The organism is Vibrio sp. AIC-3 (assembly GCF_013114515.1).
GTDB lineage: Bacteria > Pseudomonadota > Gammaproteobacteria > Enterobacterales > Vibrionaceae > Vibrio > Vibrio crassostreae_C.
Genome location: NZ_VTXG01000058.1, coordinates 1 through 5,130, shown reverse-complemented (window position 1 = coordinate 5,130; position 5,130 = coordinate 1). Strand labels below are relative to the sequence as shown.

At 44.8% G+C, this 5,130-nt stretch carries 4 protein-coding genes; 2 read left to right on the top strand and 2 right to left on the bottom strand.

The window, feature by feature from the left end; genetic code table 11:
- Positions 1–185: 185 nt before the first annotated feature.
- On the bottom strand, positions 186–2,072 hold the full coding sequence (locus F0229_RS21480) for a methyl-accepting chemotaxis protein (protein ID WP_171733678.1): 1,887 nt from the start codon (positions 2,070–2,072) through the stop codon (positions 186–188).
- A gap of 344 nt (positions 2,073–2,416) precedes the next feature.
- Complete coding sequence (locus F0229_RS21475; RefSeq protein ID WP_171733679.1) at positions 2,417–3,133, bottom strand: DUF1826 domain-containing protein; 717 nt, start codon at positions 3,131–3,133, stop codon at positions 2,417–2,419.
- Positions 3,134–3,409: 276 nt separating this feature from the next.
- Here F0229_RS21475 and F0229_RS21470 point away from each other — a divergent pair, with 276 nt between their 5' ends.
- The gene (locus F0229_RS21470) at positions 3,410–3,982 is read left to right on the top strand and encodes a YceI family protein (protein WP_171733677.1); all 573 of its coding nucleotides are present in this window, start codon (positions 3,410–3,412) and stop codon (positions 3,980–3,982) included.
- A gap of 321 nt (positions 3,983–4,303) precedes the next feature.
- Positions 4,304–4,999, top strand: coding sequence for a VC0807 family protein (locus F0229_RS21465; protein WP_017065484.1), 696 nt, complete (start codon positions 4,304–4,306; stop codon positions 4,997–4,999).
- Positions 5,000–5,130: the final 131 nt, after the last annotated feature.

Sequence of the window (5,130 nt, the reverse complement as noted above, 5' to 3'; positions counted from 1 at the left end):
ATTTCACCTCACGGTGAACACCCTTGCATAGGCTAACAGTTCTCGCTCGACTGAGCCCGTAGAGGACTTTCACCTCCTAGATCAACGCCATGCTCGGCGCACCACAAAAAAAGCGACGTAATCTACGTCGCTTTGGCTTATTGCTTAACGTGCACTCACTGATCAGGCATCAGTGAGCGAACCAGTTAAGCAAGCTTAAAAGTCGCCACTTTGTCACTTAAGCCAGCGGCTTGGCTCTTAAGTTCGTTCGACTCAGTTAAGCTGTCCTGTGCGCCCACAACTAAGTGGTCGGTAACATCTTTAATGGTCGTCACGTTCTGGGTAATTTCACCCGTCACATGTGTTTGCTCTTCAGCAGCCGTCGCGATTTGAGTCGCCATATCGCTGATCAAAGCAACTGCAGTATTGATCTCTTCAAGCGCATGCGAAGCTCGATCGGCATCTTCTACTGAATGTATTGCCAACTTAGAACTGCTCTCCATCAGCTCAACCGCTTGCGCCGTTGTACGCTGCAGGATATCAATTGTTGATTTGATCTCTTCCGTTGAAGAGTGGGTACGCTGTGAAAGCACACGTACTTCATCCGCTACCACAGCAAATCCACGACCTTGTTTACCAGCACGAGCCGCTTCAATCGCTGCATTCAAAGCAAGTAAGTTGGTTTGTTCTGCAATGCCTTGAATCGTTGCGAGTACAGTCGAGATCTCTTGAGCATGCTTGTTAAGTTCGCTAATCACACTACCCGCTTCATTAACTTCATTGGCTAGGTTATTGATTGAACCTTTGGTATCCACAACCAGAGCGTGACCACTGTTAGTGCTTGTCGCTGAATCTTGCGCCGCTTTTGCTGTTTGCTCGGCATGCGATGCTATCTCTTGCGTGGCGCTCGCCATTTCAGTTACGGCCGTCGCGACCATAGTGATTTCTTGCTGCTGATGATTAAGCTCATCCACCGAACGGTTCGCACGCTGAGCACTTTGCTCTGACTGGCTGTTTAGCTGTTCTGACTGCCCACGGATATGGCCAATCAACTGCTGTAAGCTTCCAACAAAGGTATTGAAGTTATGAGCCAACTCGCCCACTTCATCTTGGTTTTCAACATGAATGCGTTGAGTTAAATCACCACTACCATTCGCGATTTGCGCCAGTGCTTGAGAAACGTGGTTCAACGGGCGGAATAGAATCGTACACAACAGGTTAAACAGTATGGTACATACGATCACCACAAGTAGCGTCACCAACACTTGACCAATCACTGCATCAAATAGTGGCGCAACCAGAGAGTCATGGTTAACAACGCTCACAGTAATCAGGCTCGTTCCATCAATCGCACGTGCGTACAGAACATAGTCGCTGCCATTCAACTCGATAGAAGTGTCTTTACCGCTAGTCAGCGCCTTTTGTACGTCCGCAAAATCTAACCCAAGTGAGCTGATGTTTTTGTTCAGTAACTTAGTGTCAGGGTGCGTATAAACCGTGCCTTTGTTGGTCGCGATGAACATGTAACCTTCACCTGGAAGAATCACCTGCTCTAGACTGTTTAAGATGTCTGTAATTTCTACATCAGCACCCAACACAACCTGTTGCCCATGCAGTTGCATTGCTGTTCCTAATGAAACAACGTTCGCCCCAGTTGCTGCAGCAACCGTTGGGTTATCCATGAACACCTTGCTTGGGTTCGCAACCGCATTGGTGTACCAACCCCACAAACGAGGATCATCATTGCCCGGCGGCAGTACTACTCCGTTCGCGTTCTTTTGCGAACCATCAGGAAATGCCAAGAAGACATTATCAAAAGAGGCTGAGTCACGAACCTGTTTTAGATGAGTCACCAAGCTTTCTTGTTTGGACTCTTTCGAAAGAGAAGTAAGCGCACGCTCTTTGGATAAGATCCAATCCGATACATATTGATTGTACGAAGCCGATGCGCCCTCTAAGCGCTGTTCAACTTCAATATCCAACCTTTGCAGTGAAGCACGAAAAGACAATGCCTCGACCAAAATCCCCCCCAGGATAATGGCCATACTGGCTGAAATCGCCAGCTTATTTTTAAGCGAGAGTTTCTTGAACATAGGAAACCTATAATTTGGAAGTAATAAACCGTGGCGAACAAATTGATTGCCAAAGCGGTTTGCAAGCGGGATATATTTTACGCTTTAAAATAAATTAAGAAACCAGCTAACCGGTTGAATTATTCATATGTGTGAGTAAGAGCACGCATCGTAACCCATTGATTTATAGAATGGTAAACTCTAAATTTTGAATTAATGTGTTAAACATGGTCAGCTGATGAGTGTCTCTGTTTGAGAGTAATAACGGCACAGATCGCGCTATACCGTTAGATCATTAGGAAGGTATTTAAACGTGTTGAACGTCTGAATAGAAACAGGTTGCGGACAAAGTAGTCAAAAGTTGATCAACCAAAGTCCAACGTTAACAGCAATCGTGTTTCGTCAGATGAAGTGACTGGTGAACGGTGAACAAGGCCTCTATTCTCATTGCCACTCCAACGCTCCCCTTTTAATAACGCAACATCACCACTGGCCATTTTCTGGATGTCAGATTCGTCGTTGTACAGGCCTGAAACAGAATCAGGCTTTCCGTTAGCCCCTAGCCCTAGCTTAGAACGGTCGACTAAGTCGTTTGGCAACCATTGAGTCGCAACACCATGATAAGTTGTCACCAAGCGGCAAGGCACTTGATCAAAATGGAAACGTGGACACATCGCTTTATTCAGAACGGCTAAACGTAACCCGACTTCTTCAAGCTCAAACAAACAACAGAACATATCCACCAGCTCTGCCATGTTTTCTAACAGCGCTTTAGAGGCGGTGCCATCGGTGGCAAATTCCAACTTATCGAAAGCATTTTCAGGTGACACGCTAACAGACTTACTAAAGTTTGGATTCAAGGCGATAAATTCACTAATTGCCGTCGTTAAGCCTTCATCAAACTGTCGCTGCCATACCGCTATATTAATATCACTTTGGTAGATTTCCGCTAATACCGTTGGCTGCTCAGAAGCACTCAAGCTTGGCTTGTGATTTGCCTTATCCTGAATACTCACAGCTGAACTAATGTTGAGTGGCTGGCTGCTATTGGTAGCCAAAGGCTTGGTTAACACGGCATTCATTACGTCGTCTCCTTGATACATGCTCATCGCTTCCCTTTTACCAACAGAATAATTATTCTTGGCAAGAGTGACTTTGGTTATGTTATAACATAACTAAAAATAAACAAGTCACTTCGTCGATCATGATTCCAGTAATACAGCGACGCTCTTCTTTTCCTGCGGTAATTTTTCGAATGCTGAACTAAGCTTCTCTCAATCACTCTTTCCAAAAAGTCATTTTAAAAACGTACGACTCAAGAACATAAACCTGTGAATTCATCAATCTGGTGACAACTTATGAAAAAACTAATCTCTACATTCGGCCTCCTATGCACCGTTATCTCCGCTCAATCTTTCGCGGAGTCGGGCTACACATTAGATCCGAAGTTATCGAACATCACATTCGCGACCATTAAAAAGCAGTTTGTTGTCGAGCCCGCATCCACCAAACCTATGTCTGGAGGACTTACCGAAGAGGGTCAGTTTTCAATAGTATTGGACTTGAAAAGCGTGAGCACCGGAGTCGCTATTCGTGACCAGAGACTGAATGAACTCTACTTTGAATCGATGACTTTTCCTGAAGTGAAGATCTCTGGGAAGGTTGAACCGTCGATGCTATCTGGTGATCCAAAAAGAACAACAGTAGCAGCGGAAGTTACTTTACACGGCGTAACCAAAACGATCGATTTCCCAGTTGTGGTGGTTCCATCCTCAGGGTTTGTCATGGTTAGCTCAGCTTCGACAATCATCGTCAACGGCGCTGATTTTGGGATATCGACAGAGAATCTAAACAAACTTTCAGCGACCGTGGGTGGATTAGCGATTTCCGACCAAATCCCTTTAAGCTTTAACCTACTTTTCGACCAATAATGGACTTATAACTATTCCTTTCTATTCTCCCTCATTTCACATTCATCAATCGTTTGAGAGCGGTGAATGTGAGTAAGAGTACGCGACAACGCAATAAACTGAATTAGGTTTGAATAAACTAAACCAAAATTTCCACTCGATTTCCCCAAGTCGGCCAGATAAACATCCCTCACAAAGTATTAAATTGAGCGTTATATAGGCTCAGAGATGTCGTTGATGTCACATGTCGTTACACAGCATGACGCCTTAAGGCTTTACATCTTGGGCGAGGTAAACAACAATCCCTGAGAATAAATCCATAACATAATGTATTTAGAAATTATGAGTAACACAGAAAACAAAAAATCGAGTCCTCTTTTCGAAGTCGTGTTTAACGTCTTTCTTCCTTCATTCATTTTAATGAAGTTCAGTGGAGATGAGCTTCTCGGAACAGGCTTAGCATTACTTGTCGCACTAGCCTTCCCTATTGCTTACGGTGGCATGGAGTTGATCCGCAACAAGAAGTTCAACTTCATAGCGGCGCTTGGCTTCGTCAGTGTGCTATTAACGGGCGGTATTGGTTTCTTTGAGCTAGACACTCGTTGGTTAGCACTAAAAGAAGCATTAATCCCTGGTCTAATTGGTTTGGCGGTTCTTGGCTCAACCTTCACCCGCTACCCGTTTATCCAGAAAGTTATCTTCACACCGGCCCTGTTAAATATCTCTCTTATTGAAGAGCGCCTAAAGCAGTTCGGTAACCAAGCAAAGTTTGATCGTTGTCTAATGACATCCAACTACCTATTCGCGAGTACTTTCGCATTTTCTTCAGCTATGAACTACTTCCTAGCGACTTGGATTGTGACTAGCCCTGCTGGCACCGCTGCCTTTAATGAAGAACTTGGCAAGCTGACACTTTACAGCTACCCAGCAATCGCCATCCCAAGCATGCTGATGATGTTAGGTATTTTCTACTACATTTGGCGTCAAGTTCGCACGATGACATCACTAGAAACAGAACAAATTTTTATTACTAAATAGTTCTGAATTAACAAATCGCTCTGACAGCAATCGAGTAGGAGGAGGCCTCGCAGCCTCCGTCCTCTCACACCACCGTACAAGCGTGGGTCGCATACGGCGGTTCCGAATATACTTTCAGTGACTCGTACCCA

Coding starts and splice junctions, on each gene's coding strand:
- F0229_RS21480 (WP_171733678.1), bottom strand. CDS start 2,072: ATGTTCAAGAAACTCTCGCTTAAAAATAAGCTGGCGATTTCAGCCAGT.
- F0229_RS21475 (WP_171733679.1), bottom strand. CDS start 3,133: ATGAATGCCGTGTTAACCAAGCCTTTGGCTACCAATAGCAGCCAGCCA.
- F0229_RS21470 (WP_171733677.1), top strand. CDS start 3,410: ATGAAAAAACTAATCTCTACATTCGGCCTCCTATGCACCGTTATCTCC.
- F0229_RS21465 (WP_017065484.1), top strand. CDS start 4,304: ATGAGTAACACAGAAAACAAAAAATCGAGTCCTCTTTTCGAAGTCGTG.